The organism is Pseudomonas azotoformans (assembly GCF_900103345.1).
GTDB lineage: Bacteria > Pseudomonadota > Gammaproteobacteria > Pseudomonadales > Pseudomonadaceae > Aquipseudomonas > Aquipseudomonas azotoformans.
The window spans coordinates 6,326,354-6,351,049 of sequence record NZ_LT629702.1 but is presented as its reverse complement, the minus strand read 5'-3'; the positions used below and the strand labels follow the sequence as shown (position 1 = coordinate 6,351,049).

Annotated in this window: 24 protein-coding genes; 12 read left to right on the top strand and 12 right to left on the bottom strand. The window is 61.4% G+C overall.

The annotated features are described in order from the left end of the window. The first annotated feature begins 45 nt into the window (after positions 1–45). From BLR69_RS28810 to BLR69_RS28795, 4 genes are all read left to right on the top strand, one after another. Positions 46–939 carry a LysR family transcriptional regulator gene (locus tag BLR69_RS28810; RefSeq protein WP_071496821.1) on the top strand — a complete coding sequence of 298 codons (894 nt, stop codon included), beginning with the start codon at positions 46–48 and terminating at the stop codon, positions 937–939. Positions 940–1,107: 168 nt separating this feature from the next. Further along, the gene (locus BLR69_RS28805) at positions 1,108–1,290 is read left to right on the top strand and encodes a type II toxin-antitoxin system HicA family toxin (protein WP_003189411.1); all 183 of its coding nucleotides are present in this window, start codon (positions 1,108–1,110) and stop codon (positions 1,288–1,290) included. Positions 1,291–1,312: 22 nt separating this feature from the next. Next, the gene (locus BLR69_RS28800; protein ID WP_071496822.1) at positions 1,313–1,723 is read left to right on the top strand and encodes a type II toxin-antitoxin system HicB family antitoxin; all 411 of its coding nucleotides are present in this window, start codon (positions 1,313–1,315) and stop codon (positions 1,721–1,723) included. Positions 1,724–1,813: 90 nt separating this feature from the next. Further along, positions 1,814–2,314 (top strand): methylated-DNA--[protein]-cysteine S-methyltransferase, encoded by a 501-nt coding sequence (locus BLR69_RS28795; protein ID WP_071496823.1) that lies wholly within the window; start codon positions 1,814–1,816, stop codon positions 2,312–2,314. 67 nt (positions 2,315–2,381) lie between these two features. On the opposite strand, the gene BLR69_RS28790 is transcribed toward BLR69_RS28795, so the two are convergent. The 7 genes from BLR69_RS28790 to yiaY form a co-directional block, all read right to left on the bottom strand. Further along, complete coding sequence (locus tag BLR69_RS28790) at positions 2,382–2,909, bottom strand: DUF4142 domain-containing protein (RefSeq protein ID WP_016975135.1); 528 nt, start codon at positions 2,907–2,909, stop codon at positions 2,382–2,384. A gap of 223 nt (positions 2,910–3,132) precedes the next feature. Then, positions 3,133–4,464 carry an MFS transporter gene (locus BLR69_RS28785; protein ID WP_071496824.1) on the bottom strand — a complete coding sequence of 444 codons (1,332 nt, stop codon included), beginning with the start codon at positions 4,462–4,464 and terminating at the stop codon, positions 3,133–3,135. A gap of 59 nt (positions 4,465–4,523) precedes the next feature. Then, positions 4,524–5,465: a hydroxymethylglutaryl-CoA lyase gene (locus BLR69_RS28780; RefSeq protein ID WP_071496825.1), complete on the bottom strand. Its 942-nt coding sequence runs from the start codon at positions 5,463–5,465 to the stop codon at positions 4,524–4,526. Then, positions 5,462–6,655, bottom strand: coding sequence for a CaiB/BaiF CoA transferase family protein (locus tag BLR69_RS28775; RefSeq protein ID WP_071496826.1), 1,194 nt, complete (start codon positions 6,653–6,655; stop codon positions 5,462–5,464). The genes BLR69_RS28780 and BLR69_RS28775 overlap by 4 nt, the downstream gene beginning before the upstream one ends. Before the next feature lie 89 nt (positions 6,656–6,744). Beyond that, positions 6,745–7,653 carry a LysR family transcriptional regulator gene (locus BLR69_RS28770; RefSeq protein WP_071496827.1) on the bottom strand — a complete coding sequence of 303 codons (909 nt, stop codon included), beginning with the start codon at positions 7,651–7,653 and terminating at the stop codon, positions 6,745–6,747. Beyond that, positions 7,653–8,327, bottom strand: coding sequence for an NAD(P)H-binding protein (locus tag BLR69_RS28765; RefSeq protein ID WP_071496828.1), 675 nt, complete (start codon positions 8,325–8,327; stop codon positions 7,653–7,655). The genes BLR69_RS28770 and BLR69_RS28765 overlap by 1 nt, the downstream gene beginning before the upstream one ends. 92 nt (positions 8,328–8,419) lie before the next feature. Next, a complete protein-coding gene (gene yiaY, locus BLR69_RS28760) occupies positions 8,420–9,568 on the bottom strand; it encodes an L-threonine dehydrogenase (protein ID WP_071496829.1) in 1,149 nt (382 codons plus the stop codon). A 123-nt stretch (positions 9,569–9,691) separates the two neighbouring features. Here yiaY and BLR69_RS28755 point away from each other — a divergent pair, with 123 nt between their 5' ends. Further along, the gene (locus BLR69_RS28755) at positions 9,692–10,708 is read left to right on the top strand and encodes a DUF4917 family protein (protein ID WP_071496830.1); all 1,017 of its coding nucleotides are present in this window, start codon (positions 9,692–9,694) and stop codon (positions 10,706–10,708) included. 123 nt (positions 10,709–10,831) lie between these two features. Here BLR69_RS28755 and BLR69_RS28750 read toward each other — a convergent pair whose 3' ends face one another. Then, entirely contained in the window at positions 10,832–11,359 is a 528-nt protein-coding gene (locus tag BLR69_RS28750) for a helix-turn-helix domain-containing protein (protein WP_058425179.1), read from the bottom strand. Positions 11,360–11,518: 159 nt separating this feature from the next. On the opposite strand from BLR69_RS28750, the gene BLR69_RS28745 reads away from it, so the two are divergent. The 6 genes from BLR69_RS28745 (at position 11,519) to BLR69_RS28720 (ending at position 18,588) form a co-directional block, all read left to right on the top strand. Continuing rightward, positions 11,519–12,301, top strand: a complete 783-nt coding sequence (locus tag BLR69_RS28745; protein WP_071496831.1) for an aldolase — start codon at positions 11,519–11,521, stop codon at positions 12,299–12,301. Between the two features lie 28 nt (positions 12,302–12,329). Then, positions 12,330–13,202 carry a dihydrodipicolinate synthase family protein gene (locus BLR69_RS28740; protein ID WP_071496832.1) on the top strand — a complete coding sequence of 291 codons (873 nt, stop codon included), beginning with the start codon at positions 12,330–12,332 and terminating at the stop codon, positions 13,200–13,202. A gap of 200 nt (positions 13,203–13,402) precedes the next feature. Beyond that, positions 13,403–13,942 (top strand): RNA polymerase sigma factor, encoded by a 540-nt coding sequence (locus BLR69_RS28735; RefSeq protein WP_071488898.1) that lies wholly within the window; start codon positions 13,403–13,405, stop codon positions 13,940–13,942. Continuing rightward, positions 13,939–14,907: a FecR family protein gene (locus BLR69_RS28730; protein ID WP_071496833.1), complete on the top strand. Its 969-nt coding sequence runs from the start codon at positions 13,939–13,941 to the stop codon at positions 14,905–14,907. The genes BLR69_RS28735 and BLR69_RS28730 overlap by 4 nt, the downstream gene beginning before the upstream one ends. A 128-nt stretch (positions 14,908–15,035) precedes the next feature. Further along, positions 15,036–17,588, top strand: a complete 2,553-nt coding sequence (locus BLR69_RS28725; RefSeq protein WP_071496834.1) for a TonB-dependent receptor — start codon at positions 15,036–15,038, stop codon at positions 17,586–17,588. A 100-nt stretch (positions 17,589–17,688) separates the two neighbouring features. After that, entirely contained in the window at positions 17,689–18,588 is a 900-nt protein-coding gene (locus BLR69_RS28720; RefSeq protein WP_071496835.1) for a DMT family transporter, read from the top strand. A 101-nt stretch (positions 18,589–18,689) separates the two neighbouring features. Here the strand turns inward: BLR69_RS28720 and BLR69_RS28715 are convergent, their stop codons facing one another. The 4 genes from BLR69_RS28715 to BLR69_RS28700 form a co-directional block, all read right to left on the bottom strand. After that, complete coding sequence (locus BLR69_RS28715) at positions 18,690–19,892, bottom strand: class I SAM-dependent methyltransferase (protein ID WP_071496836.1); 1,203 nt, start codon at positions 19,890–19,892, stop codon at positions 18,690–18,692. A 222-nt stretch (positions 19,893–20,114) separates the two neighbouring features. Next, complete coding sequence (locus BLR69_RS28710) at positions 20,115–20,732, bottom strand: TPM domain-containing protein (protein ID WP_071496837.1); 618 nt, start codon at positions 20,730–20,732, stop codon at positions 20,115–20,117. 28 nt (positions 20,733–20,760) lie between these two features. After that, positions 20,761–21,498, bottom strand: a complete 738-nt coding sequence (locus BLR69_RS28705; RefSeq protein WP_071496838.1) for a TPM domain-containing protein — start codon at positions 21,496–21,498, stop codon at positions 20,761–20,763. An 18-nt stretch (positions 21,499–21,516) separates the two neighbouring features. Then, entirely contained in the window at positions 21,517–22,128 is a 612-nt protein-coding gene (locus tag BLR69_RS28700; RefSeq protein ID WP_025855347.1) for a LemA family protein, read from the bottom strand. A gap of 225 nt (positions 22,129–22,353) precedes the next feature. Here BLR69_RS28700 and bglX point away from each other — a divergent pair, with 225 nt between their 5' ends. Continuing rightward, positions 22,354–24,645: a beta-glucosidase BglX gene (gene bglX / locus BLR69_RS28695; protein ID WP_071496839.1), complete on the top strand. Its 2,292-nt coding sequence runs from the start codon at positions 22,354–22,356 to the stop codon at positions 24,643–24,645. Positions 24,646–24,696 lie beyond the last annotated feature (51 nt).

The window sequence follows — 24,696 nt, the reverse complement described above, 5'->3', positions numbered from 1 at the left end:
TTGAACCAATACCGATTTCGGACCGATCGATACCCAAGGACCAGGATGCTCGACCTACGCAAGCTGCGTTACTTTCTGACCGTCGCCGAAGAATTGCACTTCGGCCGCGCCGCCATTCGCCTGCACCTGGCGCAGCCGCCGCTGACGCGACAGATCTCGGCGCTGGAAACCGAGCTGGGCTTCAAGCTGTTCGACCGCACCAGCCGCACGGTCACCCTCACCGCACAAGGCCGCTCATTCCTGCCCTATGCACGCGGCGTACTGGAGCAGGTGGAATTGGCACAGGTGATCGCCGGCAAACTCGCGGCAGGTACGGCCGGGCAACTGGCGTTGGGCTATGTCAGTTCGATCGCACTGTCGGACCTGTTCAGCCAGGCGATCCAGGCGTTTGCCCAACGCTTTCCCGATGTGCAATTGACCCTGGTGGAATGCGCCTCGGGCAGCCTGGGTGCGCAAGTGGCGGATGGGCGGCTGGATATCGGGCTGAGTCGCCTGTTGCCGCAGGACGAAGCGGTGCAAGCGCTGTCCCTGGGCGAAGAACCCTTGGTGGCCGCTGTGTCCAGCGACAGCCCGCTGGCCAATCAACCGGAGGTCAGCCTGGCGCAACTCAGTGCCTACCCGTTGATTCTATTTCCAGCGGATTATGGCTCGGGGCTCAACCAGTCCATCGAACAGTTGTACCGCCACCACGGCCAGCCGCTACGCCCCGGCCCGACCGGGCGGCAGATCACCTCGATCATTGCGCTGGTGGCCGCAGGGCAAGGCGTGGCGCTGGTGCCGGCGTGTACGCAGAGCCTGATGAATAAAGGCGTAACGTACAGGCCGTTGGTGGAAGCAGATGCGTGTGCGCAGTTGTTGGTGCTGACCCGTGCAGAAACAAAAAGTGTCCTGGTTGATGCGTTTCTCGCCGTCATTGCACAGACGCTACCGGCCCGGTAACGCCGCTGCAAAACCTCGCAATACCTCTGTGCAGCGCCATTCCGCCGCGCTCATACACTCCATTGACCACCTGCCGAATTGCCAGTCATCGACAAGTGGTAGGTAGAGTGTTGATAATTTCAATTCAGTGGTTATAGTCACCACCATCACACACCACAAGGAGGTGTTGTGGATAGCCGATATTTGATAGGTCACATCGTTGCGGACGGTTGGTATCTGGTACGCATCAGAGGCAGCCATCACCACTTCAAGCACCCGACAAAACCGGGACTGGTGACGATTCCCCATCCAAAGAAGGACCTGTTGGACAAGACCGCCAAGAGCATTTTGAAACAGGCTCTGCTGAGTTAACCGTCCTTGGAGGACAACAGACATGCTTTACCCGATTGCAATTTCAACCGGCGATGACGACCACGCCTGGGGCGTAGAAGTCCCGGATATTCCCGGCTGCTACTCCGCCGGCGATGACTTGGACGACGCCATGGCCATGGCCCGCGAAGCCATTGAAGGACATTTCGAAATCCTGGCGGAAGACGGTGCACCGATTCCCAGTGCGCAAAAGGTCACCTTGCACGCCGCCAACCCTCACTATGCAGGTTGCACCTGGGCGGTGGTGGACATTGATGTCACCAAGTACCTGGGCAAGGCGCAGAAGCTCAACATCACGCTGCCCGGTTATCTGTTGAACCGCATCGATGAATATGTGCTGCACCACCCGGAAGAAAAAAGCCGCTCCGGCTTTCTGGCCTCAGCGGCGCTTAAAGTGTTGCAGCAGGACCACTGAACAAACCGAATTCAATCGCAAGAAACGTAGTTTCCCGTTGGGCGGCGTGTTCTAGATTCAACGCTACCCCGCCCACCCAGGAGCCCGCTCATGTCCTACGAATACAAGCTCATGCCCTCCCCCGTCGGCGTACTCACCCTCGTGGCGCGTGCTGGCAAGCTCAGTGCCATCCTCTGGGAAGAAGAACGCGCCAACCGCGTGCGCCTGGGTGAGCTGCACGAGGCCAATGACAGCCCGGTGTTGCTGGAAACCGAACGCCAGTTGCACGAGTACTTTGCCGGCACCCGCAACCAGTTCGACCTGGAGCTGGAATTTATCGGCACCGATTTTCAGAAGCAGGTCTGGCAGGCGCTGCTCACCATTCCCTTTGGCGAAACCCGCAGCTACAGCCAGATTGCCCAGCAGATCGGCAACCCGAAGGCCGTCCGTGCAGTGGGCGCGGCCAACGGGCGCAACCCGATTTCGATCATTGCGCCGTGCCATCGGGTCATTGGTGCGTCAGGCGGCTTGACGGGCTTTGCCGGCGGGTTGGAAGCCAAGCAATACTTGCTCGCACTGGAAGGCAGCGGCCAGGCGGAAATGGCGTTCTAGCAAAGTCTGTAAAAAACGGCGGTTGGAGATGATCCAACCGCCGTTTTTTTCAATTCAAGTGACAGGTTCAACCGTCGCCTTGATGGCCTTTGCCATAGGTCGACGCCAAGGCACGAGCCTTTTGCAGACGCTCTTCCAGCTTGGGCAGCGTCTCATCGACCAGGGCTTTGATTTCCGGCACATCCGATGCCGCGCCTTCCTGCTTGAACAAGGCGATGGCGTCTTCATTTTCCTTCACCTGCTGTGCGGTGTAGGCCGCATCGAAGGAGTCGCCGTCCTTGAGTTCGGGCATCAGGGTTTCGGCTTTATCGACGATCTTCTCGCGCGGCGCCACGGGCAGGTCGAGCTTCTTGGCGATAGCCGCCAGGTGCTGGTTGGCCAGGGTGCGCTCGTTGATCACCTCGATGGTGTAGTCCTTGATTTCCTGGGACGAGGTCTTGGCGTGGGCCATGCGACTGGTTTCGATATCGGCCATGCCTTTGGCCGAAGCCTGCTCGATGAATTCAGCAGGCGATTGGGCGAAGGCATTGCTGGCGCCGAGGCCCAGCAGCATCGCGAAACTGGCGGTGCGTAACCGGATAGCCATGCGGCTCATGATGGGTTCCTCCTGGGCAAAAATAGGGGCCGGGGAATACACCCCGCCCTCATTTCGAATTTTCAGGGCCCTAAAGGTTTAGAAAAAACTTGTCAGTGCGACGAACGGTCGTCACCGAACCAGCCAGGTTTGCTGCCAAACACTGCGATAGGCAGAACAGGCGATAAGTCCCCTGTGGTGAGCGGCCTTGCCACCGTTGCAGTGTTCGCCCTTAATGGGCCGATCAACCTTTATCGAGGGTGCGCAACTTCTGCGGCAGTCCCCACAGCAACAGCGCCGCCGCCAACAGCGCACACACACCGATCACGTAAAGCGCCGGGGTGGTACTGCCGGTGAGGTCCTTGATCCGCCCCACCATCACCGGGCTGACAATGCCACCGAACTGCCCGAGGGTGTTGATCACCGCAATGCCCCCCGCCGCGCCGGCACCGGCGCCGGCCAGCAGCTTGGGCGGCAGGGTCCAGAAGGTCGGGATCGAGGCGATGATGCCGGCGCCCAACATGCCCAGGGCAATGATCAGGAAGGTGGTGTGGTCGGCGAAAATCCCGGCACTGAAGAAGCCTATCGCTCCCAGCACCACCAGGCCGCAGACAAACTTGCGCCGCTCACCAGTGGCATCCGACAGCCGTCCGACCACCACCATGCTGATGGCGCCGCACACGTAGGGAATCGCCGTGAGCAGGCCGATCATCACCGGGCTCTGGGTGCCGGCGCTGCGGATCAGTTGCGGCGCCCAGAAGTTGAGGCCGTAGGACGCCACCTGGATTAGGAAGTAGATAAAACCGAGCATCAGGAACCCAGGGATGCGGATCGCCGACAGCAGCGACCCACCGTGTTGGTTCGGCTCATGCTTGGCGATACGGCTCGACAACAACGCCTTCTCAGCCGGCGTCAGCCAATGGGCGTCTTCAATGCGATCCTTGAGCAACGTCAACACCAGGAACCCCAGGCCGATACAGGGCAAGCCGCCGAGCAGGAACAACCAGTGCCAGCCGCGCATTTGCAACACCCCGTCGAGGTGTTCCAGCACCAGCCCAGAAAACGGAGCGCCTACCAGGCCGGCAAACGCCGAGGCCAGGAACAGCATCGACGTAATGCGCCCGCGAAAGTGCTGCGGGAACCACAACGTCAGGTAATACAGCACGCCCGGCGCGAACCCCGCCTCCATCGCGCCGATGATGAAACGCAGCCCGTAGAACTGCCATTCGGCCGTGACAAATACCATGGCCGCCGTCGCCAGGCCCCACGACATCATGATCCGTGCAATCCAGCGCCGGGCGCCGACCTTGTACAGCATCATGTTGCTCGGCACTTCAAAGATCACATATCCCACCACGAACAATCCGGCACCCAGGCCATAGGCGGTGTCGCTCAGGCTCAGGTCCGCTTGCAGCTGGAACTTGGCAAAGCTGATGTTGATCCGGTCAAAAAACGCGAACAGGTAGCACACCATAATCAGCGGCATCAGGCGCCAGGCGACCTTGCTGACCAGGGCTTTTTCGGCATCGATTTCAGCGGCCGGGCGCACGCCAGCCTCCAACGTATTAGTGCTCATGGTTTCTCTCCAGCGGGCTGCTCAGCGGCGCCCGATTGTTTTTGTTGTCTGGTACGGCGTTACAGCGTGGCGATGTAGGCCGGTGGCGCATGCAGGTCGCCATTGCGCCCGGCCTTGGCCACCTGGCCAGGCAGCTCGTGGCCCAACAGGGCTGGCAAGCGGCGGGACAGGTGCAGCAGGTGCGGCAGGTCGATCCCGGTGTGAATCCCGACTTCTTCGCACAGGTTCACCAAGTCTTCCGTGCAGATATTGCCCGAAGCCCCCGGTGCAAACGGGCAGCCGCCCAAACCGCCGAGCGCCGCGTCAAAGCGACGGGCACCGGCCTCATAGGCAGCCAGCACATTGCACAGGCCCAAGCCGCGGGTGTTGTGAAAATGCAGGGTCAGGTCACGGGCGGATACGCGCTGCAGCACGCGCTTGACCAGGCGCTCCACCTGACGCGGATTAGCCATGCCTGTGGTGTCAGCCAGGCTGATGCCCTGGATGCCCAGCTCGAGATAAGCGTCAACGAGTTGCAGCACGCGGTCTTCATCGATCCGGCCCTCGAACGGGCAACCGAAGGTGGTGGCGATGCTGCCGTTGAGCGTCACCGGATGCTCGGCGGCAAACCGTGTGATATCGCCAAACGCCGCCAACGACGCTTCGCAACGCATACGCAGATTGGCCAGGTTGTGGGTCTGGCTGGCAGACATCACCAGGTTCAACTCATCGGCGCGGGACTCGATGGCGCGCTGGGCGCCCTTGAGGTTGGGGATCAGCGCGACGTAGATCACACCCGGCTTGCGCGCGATACCCTGGAACACTTGCTCGCCATCGCGCAACGCCGGGATGGCCTTGGGCGACACGAATGAACCGGCCTCGATCCGCGAAAAACCGGCGAGGGACAGTTGGTCGATCAAGGCGATCTTGTCCGCTGTTTCGACCCAGGTCGGCTCGATTTGCAAGCCGTCGCGCGGGGAGACTTCCTGCACGATCAGCGGGTCGCAATAGTCTGTAATCATTGCACCACTCCCGAGGTTTTCAGGCGTTGGATATCGGCGCCGGCCAGGCCCAGGCTGCCAAGAATTTCGTCGGTGTGTTGGCCCAGGGTCGGGCCTTGCCAGTTGACGCCGCCGGGGGTCTCCGAGAGTTTCGGCACGATGCCCGGCATCTTCACCGATACACCGCCGGGCAGCTCGGCATTGAGCAACATTTCACGCGCCTGGTAGTGCGGGTCGCTGACGATATCCGCCACGGAGTAGATGCGTCCGGCCGGCACTTCAGCGGCTTCCAGGGCGCTGAGCACCTGCTCGATAGGCAGGCTGCTGGTCCAGTGGGTGATCGCGGCGTCGAGCACGCCACTCTTGGCGGCGCGGCCATCGTTGTGGGCAAACTCGGGGGCTTCGGCCAGGTCGGCGCGGCCTATGGTGTGCATCAGGCGCTTGTAGATCGGGTCGCTGTTGCCGGCGATCACCACGTAGGCCCCGTCGGCGGTCAGGTAGGTGTTGGACGGCGCAATGCCCGGCAAGGCGCCGCCGCTGCGTTCACGCACATGGCCGAGCATGTCGTATTCCGGCACTAGGCTTTCCATGAGGTTGAACACGCTTTCGGCCAGCGACACATCGACAATCTGCCCATCGCCCTGACCGGTCTTGACCCGCAGCAGCGACATCAGCGCGCCGATCACGCCGTGCAGTGACGCCAACGAATCGCCCAGGCTTACGCCGACCCGCGCCGGTGGCGAGTCCGGGTTGCCGGTGGTGTAGCGGATGCCGCCCATGGCCTCGCCGATGGCACCGAAGCCGGGGCGGTCGCGATACGGGCCGGTCTGGCCATAGCCGGAGATCCGCACCAGGGTCAGCTTGGGATTGAGCGCATGCAGCACGTCCCAGCCGAGGCCGAGCTTTTCCAGGCCGCCGGGGCGCAGGTTTTCGATAAGCACGTCGGCGTCGCCGAGCAATTGCTTGATCAGGTCCAGGCCTTCCGGCGACTTGAGGTCCAGCGCCAGGGACTTCTTGTTGCGCGATTGCAGGTACCACCACAGCGACGTGCCTTCGTGCAGCTTTCGCCATTTGCGAAGTGGGTCGCCCTGGCCCATGGCTTCGATCTTGATCACCTCGGCACCAAACTCGGCCATCAGCCGGGCGGCGAACGGTGCGGCAATCAGGGTGCCGATCTCGATCACCTTGATACCGCTCAGGGGAGCCGTCATGGGGTGCACCTCTTATTCTTGGAATGTGCGGCCAAGACTAGAGGCCAGGTGCAGGAGAAATCCAACCGTCAGTTGGCAAGCAGCGTTCGCTAAACGCGAACGCTCAAATAATCGAACAACAATCGACTGACCGGTGACAGCTGGGTTTCATCACGCACCACCAGGATCAGGCTGCGATCCGACCAATCGTCCGTCAGCGGTACGGCATGCAAACCCAGTGCGCGACCAAATAATTCATAGGCTTTCTGCGGCAGGATGCCGATGCCCATATTGGCCTGCACCATCCGGCACATCGCATCAAACCCCGGCACATGAATGCGCAGGCGCAGCAGCTTGCCCGCCTCGCGTGCGGCGGCGTGGGTGCGCATGTTGATGGAGCTGGCGGCGTGCAGGCCGACGTAGTCGCTGTCGAGGGTTTCGACGAACGCCAGGCTTTCGCGCGTTGCCAGCGGGTGATCCTTCGGCATCAGCACCACCAGTTTGTCGTGGCGATAGGTCACGCTGGGCAGGCCTTTGGTGTCGGTGTCACTGGAGCAGATCCCCAGGTCCGCCACGCCATCCAATACGCCCTGAACTACGCCCTTGCTGGGGCGCTCTTCGAGGTCGGTTTTGACTTCGGGGTGTAGTTTGGAAAAGTCCCGCAGGTCTTCCGGCAGGAACTGAATGATCGCCGACAGATTGGCCAGCATCCGCACGTAGCCGCGCACACCGTGGATATGTTCGCCCAGTTCCAGGCCCATCTTTTCGACGTTGAACAGCATCTGCCGCGCATGGTGCAACAGGGTTTCACCGGCGGCCGTCAGGTCCATGCCCTTGGCGCGCCGCACGAACAGGCTCACGCCCAGCACCTGCTCCAGTTCCATCAGGCGCTTGCTGGCGGCGGACACGGCGATGGCTTCGCGGTTGGCGGCACGGGTCAGCGTGCCCTCCTCGAACACCGCGACGAACAGCTGCAGCGTGATCAGGTCCAGCCGACGCACCAGGCTCTTGTGCAGCATCAGCGACGCTCGCTGGCCAGCCGGTTGATCTCGGCCTGCTCCACCACTGGCTGCGGCGCGCCGTGGCTGGCTGCCTGCAACATCGCCCGGCCCACTGTCTCGGTGCTCACCACCCAACCCGGTTTCAGCCGCCGTACACACGACAACAGGGGGCCAAGCACCGAGTAGAAGGATTGGTAAAGCGGCGTCTTCGAACGCACGCCATGCAAGGGTTGGATGACGCCCGGACGGAACAGGTACACCGCCTTGAACGGCAGGCGCAGCAAGGCGTTCTCGGTCTTGCCCTTGACTCTTGCCCACATCGACTTGCCCGCCTCGGAACTGTCGGTTCCAGCGCCGGACACATAGATAAAGGTCATCTGCGGATTGAGCCGCGCCAGGGTGCTGGCGGCGACCAGGGTGAGGTCGTAGGTGAGGTGGGTGTACCGGGTTTCATTCATGCCCGCCGATGAAACGCCGAGGCAGAAGAAGCACGCATCAAAGCCTTGCAGCAGGTTTTCCAGGGGTTGGAAATCCAGCATGTCGCTGTGCAGCACCTGGTGCAGCTTGCCATGCTCCTGGGTCAGGGCCGTACGGCCGACGGCGACCACTTCCTGCACGTCGGCGGCCAGCAGGCACTCACGCAGCACGCCCTGGCCGACCATGCCGGTGGCGCCGAATAACAGAACTCTCATAAGGGGACCTCAGCGGCAAGCCGCAAGCTTCAAACGCAGGTTGAGCGCATCCAGCTTGTAGCTTACCGCTTGCAGCTCAAGGCTGCCCCTATTCAGAACGCGCTGCGAAAGATCTCCTCGATCTGCCGCTGGTCCGCGCGCCGTGGGTTGGTCAGGCCGCACGCATCCTTCAATGCGTTGGTCGCCAGCAGGGGAATGTCCTGCAACTTGGCGCCCAGTTCGCGCAACCCCGCCGGGATTTCGACGTCGTGGGCCAGGCTGCGAATCGCGGCGATGGCGGCCTGGGCGCCCTCTTCATCGGTGATGCCCTTGATGTCCGCGCCCAACGCTCGGCCTACGTCGCTCAGGCGTTTGGCGCTGACGCTGGCGTTGAAGCTTTGTACGTGGGGCAACAACACCGCGTTGCACACACCGTGGGGCAGGTCGTAGAAACCGCCCAGTTGGTGGGCCATGGCGTGTACGAAACCCAAGGACGCATTGTTGAACGCCATGCCCGCAAGGAACTGCGCGTAGGCCATGTTTTCCCGTGCGGCCTTGTCGGTGCCGTCGCGAACGGCCAGGCGCAGGTTGGCGCTGATCAGTTCGATGGCCTTGATCGCACAGGCGTCGGTGATCGGTGTGGCGGCGGTGGACACGTAGGCTTCGATGGCGTGGGTCAACGCATCCATGCCGGTGGCGGCGGTGAGGCCCTTGGGCATGCCGACCATCAGCGCCGGGTCGTTGACCGACAGCAGCGGCGTGACGTTGCGGTCGACGATGGCCATTTTCACGTGGCGGCTTTCGTCGGTGATGATGCAGAAGCGGGTCATCTCGCTGGCGGTGCCGGCGGTGGTGTTGATGGCCACCAGCGGCAGTTGCGGCTTGCTCGATTGGTCGACGCCTTCGTAGTCGCCGATATGCCCGCCGTTGGTGGCGCACAGGGCGATACCCTTGGCGCAGTCATGGGGCGAGCCGCCGCCGAGGGACACCACGAAGTCGCAGGCGCTCTGCTGCAACAGCGCCAGGCCTTTCTCGACGTTTTCCACATTGGGGTTGGGCTTGGCGCCGTCGTAGATCACGGAGTCGATGTCCTGCATCGCCAGTTTCTCGGCGATCATGCTGGCCACGCCGGCCTTGGCCAGGCCGGCGTCGGTGACGATCAGCGCCTTGCTGAAGCCGTAGTTACGGATGGCGGTCATGGCTTCGTCGAGGCAGTCGGTGCCCATGATGTTGACGGCGGGAATAAAGAAGGTGCTGCTCATGGTCAATCCTCAGAGGCTTTATGCCTACAGAATCAACCCGTGACGAATGGTGCATCTTGATCAGGATCAACGCCTCGCCGTGATAAAGTCACCGTCCAGCCGATTTCGAGTAGACCCGCCCCGATGAAGGATTTCCAGGATATAGACGCCCACCTTGAAGACTGGAGCGCACTGCGCGCGAGCCGCGACTTCAGTGGGATTCTGATCGGCAACGGCGCCAGCCGCACGATTTGGGAAGACTTTGCCTACGACTCACTGTTCGAAAACGCCCGCACCGTCGAAGAAAAGCCCCTGAGCCAATCCGAACTCAGCGTGTTCGATGCCCTGCAAACCCGCAGTTTCGAGCAGGCGCTGGGCGCATTGAAAACCACCAGCCGGGTCAACAAGGCGCTGGCGGTCAGCTCGGCAGCCCCGCGCAACCGCTATTACGCGATCAAGGAAGCGTTGATCAATACCATCCACGCCGTGCATATCCCGTGGCGCCTGGTGCAGCCGTCGACGCTGGCGACCCTCAACACTGAGTTGAAACAATACGCCACGGTATTCACCAGCAACTACGACTTGCTCAACTATTGGGCGATCCTGCACGCGCCGGGCATCGACGACCTGTTCCGCAGCGCCGATGCCAGCTTCGACCTGCGCAACACTCGCACCGACGCCACACGTATTTTGTACCTGCACGGCGGCCTGCACCTGGTGCGCAACCTCGACGGCACTGCGCGCAAACTGCCGACCACCGACAGCACCTTGCTCAGCAGTTTTGCGATCAACAACACCATCAAGACCCTGGATGATGTGCCGCTGTTCGTCAGCGAGGGCGCGGTTGCAGAGAAGCTCAAGACCATCCGCAGTTCGGATTACCTGTCGTTCTGTTATGAGCAGTTGCTGAGCCACGAGGGCGCACTGTGCATCTTTGGCCACGAACTGGGGGCACAGGATCAGCACTTGGTGGATGCGATTCGCCAGGCCAACGTGACGACGCTGGCGATCTCGGTGTCGGGACGCAGCGATGGGTTTATTCGCCAGCAGAAGCGGCGGTATTCGCAGTTGTTCGACGGGGCTGGAGTGGAGCTGAAGTTCTTTGCGGCGCGTACCCATCCACTGGGTAATCCGGCGCTGTCAGTCCCTGTCGAACGCTGATCAAATGTGGGAGCGGGCTTGCTCGCGAATGCGGTGGATCAGTTAACAAATCCGGTACTGACCCACCGCATTCGCGAGCAAGCCCGCTCCCACATTGGCCCTTATTTCAATCCTGCATCGTGGTCATTCTTCCGCGCTGTGCACTACCACCAATAGCTGCGCCTGCACCGGCCCCACCGAACGCAACCGATGGGGTTTCTGCGCATTGAAGTGCAATGCATCGCCCCGCTCCAGGATCACCCGTTCATTCATGAAGTCCACCTCCACCTGGCCTTCATGCACGAACAGAAACTCTTCCCCCATGTGTTCCTTGAAGGTCTTGTCGGTGAATTCCGCCGGCGGGTAGATGATGAACGGCAGCAGGCTGCGTTCACTGACCTGGTGGGCCAGGACCGCATAACCGGGGGAGGTGTCGGGCCGCTCATGGCTGCGCACCAGGCTGTAGCTGTCCAGGCTAACGCTGTCTTCGCTGAACAGTTCCTCGACCTTCACGTTCAATGCCTTGGCCAGTTTCAGCGCGGCGGCAATCGACGGCGTGTTGAGCCCGCGCTCGACCTTGGACAGGTAACTCTTGGTCATCCCGGACTTTTCGGCCAGGGCTTCCAAGGTGACGCCAAGTTTTTTTCTCAATAATTTCAAACGGATAGACATGCGCCGCGGTTAATCCATGCAGTAAGCGATGAGCTGTGCTTGCCAATGACACAAAGTGTCATATAGCATCTTTAGTGTCATTTGCCTTCACCCAACGACCTTGCGAGCAGCGGGAGACAGCAAATCCGACGTCCATTGAACCACCCAAAGGACACCGATATGGCCAAGACATTAGCACTCCCGAAAGACCAACTGGTCAAGCAAGCGCTGATCCAGATGCAAAACACCCTGGCGGATAATACGTGGACCGACCGGCAAAAGCTGGCGCTCACGTGTCGCATCCTGTTCGAGAACGGCCATGACTCCGGCCTGGCCGGGCAGATCACCGCGCGCGGGCCGGAACAGGGCACCTATTACACCCAGCAACTGGGCCTGGGGTTTGATGAGATCACCGCCAGCAACCTGTTGCTGGTGAATGAGGACCTTGAAGTCCTGGAAGGCCACGGCATTCCCAACCCGGCCAACCGTTTTCACAGCTGGGTGTACCGTGGGCGGCCGGATGTGAATTGCATCATCCACACGCACCCCACGCACATCGCCGCGTTGTCGATGCTGGAAGTGCCGCTACAGGTGTCCCATATGGACCTCTGCCCGCTGTACGAAGACTGCGCGTTCCTGGAGGCCTGGCCGGGGGTGCCGGTGGGCAACGAAGAAGGCGAAATCATCACCACGGCTTTGGGCGACAAACGCGCCATCCTGCTCTCGCACCACGGGCAGTTGTCCACTGGAGCGAGCATCGAGGAAGCCTGCGTGATCGCGCAGTTGATCGAGCGCGCAGCCAAGTTGCAGTTGCTGGCGATGGCGGCCGGCACCATCAAGCCGATCCTGCCGGAGCTGGGTCGCGAGGCCCATGACTGGATCTCCCGGCCCAAGCGCCACGGCGCCGCGTTCAACTACTACGCCCGGCAGAACCTGCGCCAACACGCCGATTGCCTGAACTGACTTGCCCTTTTTCGACCGGAGACTTTCCATGTCCAGCCCAACCATTCACGGCATCATCGGCTACACCATCACCCCGTTCAGCGCCGACGGCCAGCGCGTCGACCTCGATGCTTTAGGCCGCTCCATCGACCGCCTGATCGCCAGCGGCGTGCACGCCATCGCGCCATTGGGCAGCACCGGCGAAGGCGCGTATTTGAGCGACGCCGAGTGGGATGAAGTCAGCGCCTTCAGCCTGGCCAAGATTGCCCGGCGCGTACCGACCATCGTCAGCGTTTCCGACCTGACCACTGCCAAGGCCGTACGCCGTGCGCGCTACGCCGAGGCCAATGGCGCCGATGCGGTGATGGTGCTGCCAACGTCTTACTGGAAGCTCAGCGAAGCGGAAATCCTCGCTCACTATGCCGCAATCGGCGACAGCATCGGCGTGCCGATCATGCTCTACAACAACCCGGCCACCAGCGGCACGGACATGTCGGTGGAGCTGATCCTGCGCATCATCAAGCAGGTCGCCAACGTGACCATGGTCAAGGAGAGCACCGGGGATATCCAACGCATGCACCAGTTGCATCGCCACAGCGATGTGCCGTTCTACAACGGCTGCAACCCGCTGGCACTGGAAGCCTTCGTGGCGGGCGCCAGGGGCTGGTGCACGGCAGCGCCGAACCTGATCCCACAGCTCAACCTGGATTTGTATGAGGCGGTATTGAGCAATGATCTGACCCAGGCCCAGGCGCTGTTTTACCGCCAGTTGCCATTGCTGGAGTTCATCCTCAAGGGCGGGTTGCCTGCGACGATCAAGGCGGGATTACGTTTGACGGGGCTGGAAGCGGGTGATCCTCGGTTGCCAGTGTTCCCGCTGGGTGACGTGGGGATCGAACAACTGAAAGCATTACTGCGCTAACCCACGATCCCCTGTGGGAGCGGGCTTGCTCGCGAAAGCGGTGTGCCAGTCACCGGATAAATCGACTGACACACCGCTTTCGCGAGCAAGCCCGCTCCCACATTTTTTGCTGTGTACATCCGTAAAATAGAGACAAATGACAATGGTTCTCGATACCATTCACGACTTTTCCACGTCGTGCTTCGTCAAGAAGGTTATCCATGTCTCGTCCCAAGCCCGACCCGCTGTCGGCCGATGCCTTTCGCGGGTTTTATACAGATATCCTGTATTTCCTGCGCAAACGCACGGACAACGCCAGCGACGCGGCGGACATGACCCAGGATGTCTTTACTCAGTGGCTGGACTACCGCGACCGGGCCAAGGTCGAGCAGCCACGGGCGTTTCTGTTCCAGATGGCGCGCAACCTGCTGCGCGATCACTGGCGCAAACAGAAGGTACGGCACACCGTCCACTCTGATCAGGCCGAAATGGACGCGGAGCCTGTCACCGACGAGCAAAACGATCCCATGGCCGCCGCGCAACGCTTGCAACGCCTGGAACAGTTGAAAGAAGTCCTCGCCGAACTCTCGCCCCGCAGGCGAGAAGCCCTTATGCTGCACCGCTTCGAAGGCCTGAGCCAGGCGCAGATCGCCGAGCGCATGGGCATTTCGACCAGCATGGTGGAAAAGCACATCGCGTTTGCCCTGCTGCATTGCAAGCGACGCCTTCAACACGAACCCGGCACGGAGCAGCCAGAATGAACCGCCTGAGCGACACTGACGTGCTGGACATCGAAGACAGCGACGCCATCGATGCCCAAGCCGCCAGCTGGTTTGCGCGCAACCGCAGCGAAACCGGGCGTGCCGAGCGCAAGGCCTTTGCCGCCTGGCAGGCCGATCCCGCCCATGCCCGCGCCTACGCCGAATTCGAACAGCTGTGGGCAGACCTGGCCCAGTTGCAACAACTGAACAAACCCGTGGCGCTGCCCCAGCGCAAACCGTCGGTATGGCGCCCTGCCCTGGCCGTGGCCGCTGCTCTGCTGTGCGCGGTGTTGGCCACCCATATCGGCGCGCCCCGCGAGCTGTATCACACCCAGGTGGCGGCCCATGCCAAAGGCATGCGTACCCTCAACCTGCCCGATGGCAGCACTTTGTATGTGAATGCCAACACCCGCGTACGCGTGGATTTCACCGCGCACCAGCGCATCCTGCACCTGGACAAGGGCCAGCTGTACATTGAAGTGGCCGCCGACAAGGAACGGCCGCTGTTCGTGCAAGCCGGCGAAGCCAATGTGCGCGTGGTCGGCACCGGCTTCGATGTGCGCCGCAGCCAGCAGCAACTGGTGGTCAGCGTCGCCCATGGCCAGGTTGCCTTCGAGCCGGATGCAAAGAGCGCCGTGACCTTGCTGGGCGCTCGGCAACGTGCAATCTACAGCTACGCCAAGGGCACATTGCAGCAGCAGACCCTCACCGCCGAAGAGGTCGCCGACTGGCGCAGCGGTCACCTGTCATTTCGCAACCGAGAACTGGCCAGCCTGATCGATGAACTGAGCCTGTATCGCCCCCAGGCGCCGCTGCAGGTCAGCAACGCCGTGGCGCATTTGAAGGTGTCGGGCAATCTGGATGTGAATGATCCCGACGCCATGCTCAACGCCCTGCCTGCCCTGCTGCCGGTAAAAACCGTGGCGTCCGCCGACGGCATCATGCGCATCGAACCGAGCAAATAACTCCACCGGATTCTTATTTGAGAATATTTTGCATTCGCAGGTGTGGTTTTTTTTACCTGCCCCGTCTTCCTCCGGTCTGCACCTGATACGCACACCTTTTCGGCCATTTGGCCACACCGGGGGATTTCATGTTTCGCGCGCCTTGCCACGCTTCGCACCTGTTTCTTCGACCGACCCTGATCGCCACCTGCCTGGCATACAGCCTCAGCGCCCAGGCCGAAACATTCACGCTGCCTGCCCAGGCGCTGGCCACATCCCTGAGCCAGGTGGCGCAACAGGCGAAAATCCAGCTGCTGTTCGACGAAGCATTGCTCAAGAACGTGCATGCGCCGGCGCTCAACGGCGACTTCACGCCGGAAGTGGCGATTCGTACCCTGCTGAAAAACGGCGAGTTCACTCTGATCAAGGTCGGCAGCACTTATGTCGTGCGCCCCGATGAGGGCAAGACCACCAACAGCGGCGCAATCCAACTGGACGCCTTGAGCGTGATAGGCACTGGTACTGAGGTCGACTCCAGCACCGTAGGCCGCTCGACCCTGAGCCAGGAAGACATCGACCGCTACCAGTCCAACAACATCCCCAGCCTACTGCAGACCCTGCCCGGCGTGAGCCAGGGCGGTTCGCTGAAGCCTGGCGGCCAGACCATCAACATCCGTGGTTTTGGCGATGCCGAAGACGTGCCGCTGACCGTCGATGGCGCCACCAAGAGCGGCTTTGAGCGCTATCAACAAGGCACCGTATTCATCGAGCCCGAGCTGATCAAGAGCATTGAGGTGGAGAAAGGCCCCAACTCGCCATTCACTGGCAACGGCGGTTTCGGCGGCACGGTCAACATGACCACCAAGGACGCCCCCGACCTGCTCAAGGACGGCCGCAACAGCGGTGCGATGCTCAAATACGGTTACTCCAGCAACGACCACGAGCAGGTCTACAGCAGCGCCGTGTATGGTCGCACCGACGACGGACGCTTCGATGCCCTGGCTTACCTGACCCAACGCGACGGCGACGACATGAAGGTGGCCGCCAAATTACCCAACGAGAACAACCAATACCCGATCAACCCCCAGCGCCTGCCGAACTCCGCCCAGAACGTCGACGGCAAGCTGTTCAAGGTCAACGCCCACTTCACCGAAGAGCACGCCGTTGGCTTGTCCTACTCGCGTTCACACAGCGACCGTTGGACACCGTTTTCTGCCGCCAGCTATCCCACGCCGCCCACCCAGGCGAATATTGACCGCTATGGCTACGAAGCGGCACTCAAGCGTTTTCTGGCCCACCGCGACACCGTCGACACCACCTGGTCCGGCAAATATGAATACACCCCGCTGGACAACCCGCTGGTGGACCTGACCGTCAAGTACTCCCAGTCCAACACCGACCAGACCGACGAACGCGACGCCACGGCGTTTTTCCAATTGGCCACCGGCGGGCGCAAGATGGACACCGCCTACACCGACAAGAACCTCGACATACGCAACGTCAGCCTGTTTGATACAGGTCCCTTGCAGCATGCCGTCACGGTCGGCGGCCAAATCCGCAAGCACATCCGCGAAACCGAGATGTGGATGCCGGGTACCACGTACAACACCCCACGCTATAACTATGGGCATTTCCAGCCAGGCTTTATGCCCCATGGCAAGGTCGATACCAACAGTTTCTTCGTACAGGATGCCGTCACGCTGGGCGACGTCACCATCACGCCATCGATGCGCTACGACCATGTCCGCAACCGTGGCGAAGCCAACGATGCGCCGTACTACAGCAATCCCGCCCCGTCCGTCGGCCACGATTACAGCGACCGCACCTACACCGGCTGGTCGCCGCGCCTGGCGGTGTTTTGGACCGTCAACCCGAACCTGGGGCTATTCGCCAACTGGAGCAAGACCTGGCGTGCGCCGGTGATCGACGAGCAGTACGAAGTTCAAGGCCTGGGCAACCGCACCGCCACCAGCGTCGACCTCGACCCGGAACGCATCACCTCTATCAGCGTGGGCAGCGTCAGCAGCTTCGACAACCTGATCGCCCATGACGACAACCTGCAGCTGCGCACCACCTTCTTCCACAACAAAGTCGAAGACGAGATTTTCAAGGCTACGGGTGTCGGCTGCCAGAACCAGGCCATCAATGGCGGGACCATCTCTACCGCCTGCCCGCCGGGGGCCATGTCCAACTACCGCAACATCGGCGGGCTGACCATCAAGGGCTTCGAGCTCGAATCGTTCTACAACTCCACCTACCTGTTCGGCTCGGTATCGTTCGCTTATGCCAAGGGTGACCACGAAGGTGCGTACACCAACCCGTGGGGCCCGAACGTGGCCGCGCGCGATATTCCGCCGACCAAATGGGTGCTGGTGGTGGGCACCAATATTCCGGCGTGGGATGCCCAGGTCGGCTGGACGGGCCAGTTCATCGGGGCAACCACACGTTTGCCCAGTGATAAATACTCCGGCGGCCCTGGCAGTAGCGTGGGTGATCTGTTCTACGACCAGTACGGCAACAAGCGCTACAACACCCAGGGCCTGTTCGCCAAATGGAAACCCCAACAGGCTTATCTGAAAGGCACCGAGGTGAACTTCACCGTGGACAACCTGTTCAACAACAACTTCCGCCCGGCACTGAGCGGCGACCGCGCCTACACTAAGGGCCGTGATGCCAAAATCAGCATCACGCGCTTCTTCTGAAAAACTGTACGGATAAATCCGCACCCAGCTGTAGGCCCGCAACCGGCGGGGGATGTGGCTAGATGGGCTTCCCTTGAAGCCCTCTCGTTTTGGTTGCCCCATGAGCTCGCGCGAAAACACCGGCATGGCCCTCGGCCTGCTGGGCGTCATCATCTTCAGCCTGACCCTGCCCTTCACCCGCATCGTGGTGCAGGAAATCCATCCATTGCTCAACGGCCTGGGCCGCGCACTGTTTGCGGCGATTCCGGCGGCGGCTCTGTTGCTGTGGCGTCGCGAACGCTGGCCCACCTGGCGCCAGGTGCGCGGGCTGTGCCTGGTGATCGCGGGCGTGATTCTCGGTTTCCCGGTGCTGTCGGCCTGGGCCATGCAAACCTTGCCAGCATCCCACGGCGCGCTGGTCAACGGCCTGCAACCGTTGTGCGTGGCCCTGTACGCGGCGTGGTTGTCCCATGAACGGCCATCGAAAGCCTTCTGGGCCTGCGCGGCATTGGGCAGTGGCCTGGTGTTGAGTTACGCCTTGATCACCGGCGCCGGCAGTATCCAGGCCGGTGATCTGCTGATGCTCGGCGCGATTGCGGTGGGCGGCCTGGGGTATGCCGAAGGCGGACGATTGGCCAAGGAGATGGGCGGCTGGCAGGTGATCTGCTGGGCGCTGGTGCTGTCGACACCAGTGCTGATCGGCCCGGTGTGGTACCTGGCGGCACAGCATCAAGGCGCGATTTCGATGCGCGCATGGTGGGCATTTGGCTATGTGTCGCTGTTCTCGCAGTTCCTGGGGTTCTTTGCCTGGTACGCCGGGTTGGCCATGGGCGGGATTGCGCGGGTCAGCCAGATCCAGCTGTTGCAGATCTTCTTCACCATCGCGTTTTCGGCGTTGTTCTTTGGAGAACACATCGAGCCGATTACCTGGGTGTTTGCGTGCGGGGTGATCGTGACGGTGATGCTGGGGCGCAAGACGGCGGTGCAGCCTGCCCCAGCCCCCAAGCCAAGCACAGTCTAATGTGGGAGCGGGCTTGCTCGCGAAAGCGATGTGTCAGTCACCTCTATTCAGACTGATCTGACGCTCTCGCGAGCAAGCCCGCTCCCACAGGGGTGGTGTGGTCAACTTAAGAAGCCATCCGCGCGCAGCAGGGTTTCCAGGCAGTGTTCGGTGATGTGGTAGAACGCCTTCAGCTCCTGGATTTTTTCCAGCAACTGCGCATTGTCCAGCGGCTCGGCACGCTTCACGGCCAGAATCATCTTGTTCTTGTTGGTGTGCTCCAACGAGATGAACTCGAACACCTTGGTCTCATAACCACAGGCTTCCAGGAACAACGCACGCAAACTGTCGGTGACCATTTCCGCCTGCTGGCCCAGGTGCAGGCCGTATTGCAGCATCGGCTTGAGCAGCACCGGGCTCTGGATCTGCAGGCGGATCTGCTTGTGGCAGCACGGCGAGCACATGATGATCGACGCACCGGAGCGAATGCCGGTGTGAATCGCGTAGTCCGTGGCAATGTCGCAGGCATGCAGGGCGATCATCACATCCAGCTCACTGGGTGCCACACTGCGCACGTCGCCACATTTGAACACCAGCCCCGGGTGCTCCAGGCGGGCGGCGGCGGCGTTGCACAGGGTCACCATGTCTTCGCGCAATTCAACGCCGGTCACTTCGCCCTCGGCCTTGAGGGTGTTACGCAGGTAGTCGTGGATGGCGAACGTCAGGTAGCCCTTGCCCGAGCCGAAGTCGGCGACGCGCACCGGCTGGTCCAGCTTCAGCGGTGACGAGGTCAGCGCATGGCTGAACACTTCGATGAACTTGTTGATCTGCTTCCACTTGCGCGACATCGACGGGATCAGCGCCTGCTTGGCGTCGGTCACGCCCAGGTCGGCGAGGAACGGCCGGCTCAGGTCGAGGAAGCGGTTTTTCTCGCGGTTATGCTCAGCCGATGGCGCTTCGCGCAGTTGCTGCGGCTTGCTTTTGAACAGCGAGCTTTTGTTCTTCTTGCTGTATTCCAGCTGGGCTTCGTCGGTCAGTGACAGCAGGTGCGCGTTCTTGAACTGGGCCGGCAGCAACGCGGCAATCGCTGCCACACCCTCGGCCACCGGGAAGTTCTTGGTGATATCGCGGGTCTTGTAGCGATAGACGACGGACAGGCACGGCTGCTCCTTGACCGTTACCGGCTTGATGATCAGCCGCTGCAACTCGGCTTCATCGCCGACGTACTTGGCCAGCACCAGCTTGATAAACGCATTCTGCGCGAGGCTTGCGCTCAGCAGTTCGATGAACTGGGCATGATGATCCGGTTGAGCAGTGACAGACATGAACAAAAACGCCTCGGGCAGGGAATGCCGGGCATTTTAGGGGGGATAGTGATTCAGGGCACGGGGTTATTTGATCAGTGGTCATTGGATGGAACACCACAGAACCCAATGTGGGAGGGGGCTTGCCCCCGATGGCGGTGTGTCAGTACTCGATTTATTGGCTGATCCACCGCTATCGGGGGCAAGCCCCCTCCCACATTTTTTTGCCCAGTGTTGAGTTTTTTATTCGAGTACGACCAGGCGATTGGGCAGTTCATTGCGGGTTTGCGTCACCGGCACATGCACCTTCAACAACTCGCCACAGGCCTCGATACACGCCACAAACCCCGCCAACGTCTGCCCCTGTTTCACCTGCTGGGTAAACGCCTTGACGATTCCATCCCAGTTGCTGTCATCCAGGCGGCTGGAGATGCCGTCATCCACCAGGATCTCCACATACCGCTCGGCCTCACTGACAAAAATCAGCACACCGGTGCTGCCCAGGGTGTGGTGCAGGTTCTGCTCCAAAAACTGGCGCCGCGCCAGGTTGGACGCGCGCCAGTGGCGCACCGAACGCGGGATCAACCGTGTCGTCACCTTGGGCAAGCGGAACACCAGGCACAGCACAATGAAGGTCGCCCATTGCGCCAGCAGCAAGGTGTACATGGTCAGGTAGCCCGACAGGTAATGCACCACACCCGGCACTACCAGCGCGATCAGGCTGGCCCACAACAGCGGGATGTAGGCGTAGTCATCGGCGCGGGCGGCCAGCACGGTCACCAGCTCCGCGTCGGTGGTCTTTTCCACCCGGGCGATCGCTTGCGCGACCTGGCGCTGCTCGTGTTCAGTCAGTAATGCCATGGTTGTGCTTGCTCTCTCATTATTATCATCACCAGCCGCCTGAAGCCCCGCCACCGCCAAAGCCGCCACCGCCGCCACCGCCGCCGCGGAAACCACCGCCGCCGCCCCCGCCACCACCGCCACGGCCACTGCTGCTGAGAATTGCCAGCAGGATCGCGCCCACCGGCAGGCCCAGGCGGTTGCACAGCCACAACACGCCGATCAGCAGGATAAACAGACCGATAGAAAACCCGGGATTATCCTTGGCAAAGTTGGCGTCCGCCACATGGGCCGGCACGGCCAGGGGTTCGCCGCCCACCACCTGAATCATCGCCGCCACGCCGTCGCTGATGCCCTGGCTGAAGTTGCCGGCCTTGAACTTGGGTGCAATCACCTGGTTGATGATCACCCACGACTGCGCATCGGTGAGCACACCTTCCAGGCCGTAACCGACTTCGATGCGCAATTTGCGCTCATCGCGGGCGACGATCAACAGCGCGCCGTTGTCCTTGCCCTTCTGGCCGATGCCCCACTGACGGCCCAGCTGATAACCAAAGTCCTCAATCGGCACGCCTTGCAGGTCGGGCACGGTGACCACCACGATCTGGTCGCCGGAGGTCTGCTCCAGAGCCTGCAACTGCTGAGTGAGTTGCTGGCGCGTGGCCGGGTCGAGCATCTGGGCGTTGTCCACCACCCGCCCGGTCAGCGCCGGGAAGGTCAGCGCCGCCTGGGCCACGCCCACGCAGGCCAACAGCCACAGCGCCAGACCTATCCGTAATAAACGCATCGACACCTCAATGCAGCCTTATTTGAACTTCACTTGCGGCGCTTTATCGGCATCGGCACTGGTGGCTTCAAACGTGGCGCGGATCGGCAAGTCGCTGTACATCACGCTGTGCCACAGGCGGCCCGGGAACGTACGGATCTCGGTGTTGTAGGCCTGCACCGCCTGGATGAAATCGCGGCGGGCCACGGCGATACGGTTTTCGGTGCCTTCAAGCTGGGACTGCAGGGCCAGGAAGTTCTGGTTGGCCTTCAGGTCCGGGTAGCGCTCGGACACCACCATCAAACGGCTGAGTGCGCCGCTCAACCCGTCCTGGGCTTGCTGGAACTGCTTGAGTTTTTCCGGGTTGTCGAGGGTGCTGGCATCCACCTGGATCGAAGTGGCCTTGGCCCGCGCTTCGATCACGGCGGTGAGGGTGTCCTGCTCATGGGCGGCATAGCCCTTGACCACTTCCACCAGGTTGGGGATCAGGTCAGCGCGGCGCTGGTACTGGTTCTGCACCTGGCCCCAGGCAGCCTTGGCCTGTTCGTCCAGGGTCGGGATGTTGTTGATGCCGCAACCGCTGAGCACCGTGCCGATCAATAGCAGAACCGCGGCTTTCAAGCCCCAGCGATAACCTTGTGCTGCTTGCATGGTGTTTCTCCTGGCGAACCTTGATGGAATTGGGCACCGGTAAGGCATAATCCGTTGCCACGACTGGATTGCATCGAATCAATCAGCTAAAAAGATGCCCACCGCTAATAAGAGTTCCGAAGTGTGCGGCATTTGTCGGTATAACACTCGAACAACAACATACGTTCCCCACATTTTGGCAGAACAGCGCATTTTCGCTGTGCAGTGAGCCGAAAAAGGATATTCATGAAGAAGCTGTGTTTGCTCGGCCTTGTTGCCACGCTGGCCACCCACCCCGTCTGGGCAGAAACAAAGCCTGCTGCGCTCAAGGACAAGGACGCCTTCGTCAGCGACCTGCTCAAGCAGATGACCCTCGATGAGAAGATCGGCCAATTGCGCCTGATCAGCATCGGCCCCGAAATGCCCCGCGAGCTGATCCGCAAGGAAATCGCCGCCGGCCGCATCGGTGGCACGTTCAACTCCATCACCCGTCCGGAAAACCGTCCGATGCAGGACGCGGCCATGCGCAGCCGCTTGAAGATCCCGATGTTCTTCGCCTATGACGTAATCCACGGCCATCGCACCATCTTCCCGATCAGCCTGGCCCTGGCCTCCAGCTGGGATATGGACGCCATCGGCCGCTCCGGGCGCATCGCCGCCCAGGAAGCCGCCGCCGACAGCCTCGACATCACCTTCGCGCCGATGGTCGACATCTCCCGCGACCCGCGCTGGGGGCGTACCTCCGAAGGTTTCGGTGAAGACACCTACCTGGTCTCGCGCATTGCCGAAGTGATGGTCAAGGCCTTTCAGGGCGTCAGCCCCGCGAATGCCGACAGCATCATGGCCAGCGTCAAGCACTTCGCCCTGTATGGCGCAGTGGAAGGCGGCCGCGACTACAACGTGGTCGACATGAGCCCGGTCAAGATGTACCAGGATTACCTGCCGCCGTACCACGCGGCGATCAAGGCCGGTTCCGGCGGCGTGATGGTGGCGCTCAACTCGATCAACGGCGTGCCCGCCACCGCCAACACCTGGCTGATGAACGACCTGCTGCGCAAGGACTGGGGCTTCAAGGGCCTGGCCGTGAGCGACCATGGCGCGATCTTCGAGCTGATCAAGCACGGCGTGGCCAAGGACGGGCGTGAAGCCGCCAAGCTGGCGATCAAGGCCGGCATCGACATGAGCATGAACGACTCGCTGTACGGCAAGGAATTGCCCGGCCTGCTCAAGTCCGGTGAGATCGAACAAAGTGACATCGACAACGCCGTGCGCGAAGTGCTCGGCGCCAAGTACGACATGGGCCTGTTCAAGGACCCGTACCTGCGCATCGGCAAGGCCGAGGATGACCCGGCCGACACCTACGCCGAAAGCCGCCTGCATCGCAGCGACGCGCGCGATATTGCACGCCGCAGCTTGGTGTTGCTGAAAAACCAGGACAACACCCTGCCGCTGAAAAAATCCGCGACCATCGCCTTGGTCGGCCCGTTGGCCAAGGCGCCGATCGACATGATGGGCAGTTGGGCCGCCGCCGGTAAACCCGCGCAATCGGTGACCCTGCTCGACGGCATGAACGCGGTGATCGGCGAAAAAGGCAAGATCATCTATGCCCGTGGCGCCAACATCACCAACGACAAGGCGGTGGTGGACTACCTGAACTTCCTCAACTTCGATGCGCCGGAAGTGGTGGATGACACCCGCCCAGCCCAAGTGATGATCGACGAAGCGGTGAAAGCCGCCAAGGATGCCGATGTGGTGGTAGCCGCCGTGGGCGAGTCCCGTGGCATGTCCCACGAGTCGTCCAGCCGCACCGACCTGAACATCCCGCAAAGCCAGCGCGACCTGATCAAGGCCCTCAAAGCCACCGGCAAGCCGCTGGTATTGGTGCTGATGAACGGTCGCCCGCTGTCGATCCTGGAGGAGAACCAACAGGCCGACGCCATCCTGGAAACCTGGTTTGCCGGCACCGAAGGCGGCAACGCCATCGCCGACGTGCTCTTCGGTGACTACAACCCGTCGGGCAAGCTGCCGATCACCTTCCCACGTTCGGTAGGGCAGATTCCCACCTATTACAACCACCTGACCATCGGCCGGCCATTCACCCCAGGCAAGCCGGGCAACTACACGTCGCAGTATTTCGATGACACCACCGGTCCCCTGTTCCCGTTTGGCTATGGCTTGAGCTACACCACGTTCGGCCTGTCGGACATGGCGCTGTCTTCCACCACCCTGAACAAGACCGGCAAGCTGGACGCCAGCGTGACGCTGAAGAACACCGGCAAGGTGGATGGCGAAACGGTTGTGCAGCTGTATATCCAGGACGTGGCCGGTTCGATGATTCGCCCGATCAAGGAGTTGAAGAACTTCCAGAAGGTCATGCTCAAGGCGGGTGAAGAGCGCACCCTGCACTTCACCATCACCGAGGAAGACTTGAAGTTCTACAACACTCAGCTCAAGTACGCGGCGGAACCAGGCGAGTTCAATGTGCAGATCGGGTTGGATTCCCAGGACGTACAACAGCAAACCTTCGAGCTGCTGTAAACATGTGAGAGGGGGCTTGCCCCCGATAGCGGTGGTTCAGTCAATATTTTC

Excerpts from the sequence above, each read along its gene's own strand:
- BLR69_RS28750 (WP_058425179.1), bottom strand. The coding sequence starts at position 11,359 with ATGTCTATCCGTTTGAAATTATTGAGAAAAAAACTTGGCGTCACCTTG.
- yiaY (WP_071496829.1), bottom strand. The coding sequence starts at position 9,568 with ATGAGCAGCACCTTCTTTATTCCCGCCGTCAACATCATGGGCACCGAC.
- BLR69_RS28785 (WP_071496824.1), bottom strand. The coding sequence starts at position 4,464 with ATGAGCACTAATACGTTGGAGGCTGGCGTGCGCCCGGCCGCTGAAATC.
- BLR69_RS28745 (WP_071496831.1), top strand. The coding sequence starts at position 11,519 with ATGGCCAAGACATTAGCACTCCCGAAAGACCAACTGGTCAAGCAAGCG.
- BLR69_RS28740 (WP_071496832.1), top strand. The coding sequence starts at position 12,330 with ATGTCCAGCCCAACCATTCACGGCATCATCGGCTACACCATCACCCCG.
- BLR69_RS28780 (WP_071496825.1), bottom strand. The coding sequence starts at position 5,465 with ATGATTACAGACTATTGCGACCCGCTGATCGTGCAGGAAGTCTCCCCG.
- BLR69_RS28790 (WP_016975135.1), bottom strand. The coding sequence starts at position 2,909 with ATGAGCCGCATGGCTATCCGGTTACGCACCGCCAGTTTCGCGATGCTG.
- BLR69_RS28700 (WP_025855347.1), bottom strand. The coding sequence starts at position 22,128 with ATGCAAGCAGCACAAGGTTATCGCTGGGGCTTGAAAGCCGCGGTTCTG.
- BLR69_RS28725 (WP_071496834.1), top strand. The coding sequence starts at position 15,036 with ATGTTTCGCGCGCCTTGCCACGCTTCGCACCTGTTTCTTCGACCGACC.
- BLR69_RS28715 (WP_071496836.1), bottom strand. The coding sequence starts at position 19,892 with ATGTCTGTCACTGCTCAACCGGATCATCATGCCCAGTTCATCGAACTG.
- BLR69_RS28775 (WP_071496826.1), bottom strand. The coding sequence starts at position 6,655 with ATGACGGCTCCCCTGAGCGGTATCAAGGTGATCGAGATCGGCACCCTG.
- BLR69_RS28735 (WP_071488898.1), top strand. The coding sequence starts at position 13,403 with ATGTCTCGTCCCAAGCCCGACCCGCTGTCGGCCGATGCCTTTCGCGGG.
- BLR69_RS28755 (WP_071496830.1), top strand. The coding sequence starts at position 9,692 with ATGAAGGATTTCCAGGATATAGACGCCCACCTTGAAGACTGGAGCGCA.
- BLR69_RS28770 (WP_071496827.1), bottom strand. The coding sequence starts at position 7,653 with ATGCTGCACAAGAGCCTGGTGCGTCGGCTGGACCTGATCACGCTGCAG.
- BLR69_RS28720 (WP_071496835.1), top strand. The coding sequence starts at position 17,689 with ATGAGCTCGCGCGAAAACACCGGCATGGCCCTCGGCCTGCTGGGCGTC.
- BLR69_RS28795 (WP_071496823.1), top strand. The coding sequence starts at position 1,814 with ATGTCCTACGAATACAAGCTCATGCCCTCCCCCGTCGGCGTACTCACC.
- bglX (WP_071496839.1), top strand. The coding sequence starts at position 22,354 with ATGAAGAAGCTGTGTTTGCTCGGCCTTGTTGCCACGCTGGCCACCCAC.
- BLR69_RS28810 (WP_071496821.1), top strand. The coding sequence starts at position 46 with ATGCTCGACCTACGCAAGCTGCGTTACTTTCTGACCGTCGCCGAAGAA.
- BLR69_RS28705 (WP_071496838.1), bottom strand. The coding sequence starts at position 21,498 with ATGCGTTTATTACGGATAGGTCTGGCGCTGTGGCTGTTGGCCTGCGTG.
- BLR69_RS28800 (WP_071496822.1), top strand. The coding sequence starts at position 1,313 with ATGCTTTACCCGATTGCAATTTCAACCGGCGATGACGACCACGCCTGG.
- BLR69_RS28765 (WP_071496828.1), bottom strand. The coding sequence starts at position 8,327 with ATGAGAGTTCTGTTATTCGGCGCCACCGGCATGGTCGGCCAGGGCGTG.
- BLR69_RS28710 (WP_071496837.1), bottom strand. The coding sequence starts at position 20,732 with ATGGCATTACTGACTGAACACGAGCAGCGCCAGGTCGCGCAAGCGATC.
- BLR69_RS28730 (WP_071496833.1), top strand. The coding sequence starts at position 13,939 with ATGAACCGCCTGAGCGACACTGACGTGCTGGACATCGAAGACAGCGAC.